Source organism: Desulfallas sp. Bu1-1 (assembly GCF_015594625.1).
In the GTDB taxonomy this organism is placed as follows: domain Bacteria; phylum Bacillota; class Desulfotomaculia; order Desulfotomaculales; family Desulfallaceae; genus JADNRQ01.
Genome location: NZ_JADNRQ010000116.1, coordinates 1 through 255 on the forward strand (window position 1 = coordinate 1; position 255 = coordinate 255).

The following is a 255-nucleotide window of genomic DNA, read 5'->3' on the forward strand; positions in this document are numbered from 1 at the left end:
AGCCCCGGTTGGGATTGGTCACCGGTTCAGGTGCTGCTATGGTGAAGGTAATGTGCACCCTGTACCGGCCGTCCCGGCCTTTGATTAACTCGATATTATAAGAAGTGCCGGAAAGAAGCAGTTCCCATGTTTTAAGCCGGTGTTTTTCCGGCAGCCAGAGCTTTCCTGTTACCCGGGGTGCCTTCGTCATTACCGGCCTGCCTCTGCTGTCTGTGCCTGTCTGTTCGGACAGGTGGGAGACGGTCACGGAAATAG

At 55.3% G+C, this 255-nt stretch carries 1 pseudogene; it reads right to left on the reverse strand.

From position 1 onward, the window contains the following. A pseudogene (locus tag IT084_RS19190) lies at positions 1-190 on the reverse strand (IS200/IS605 family accessory protein TnpB-related protein); the annotation flags it as partial. Positions 191-255: the final 65 nt, after the last annotated feature.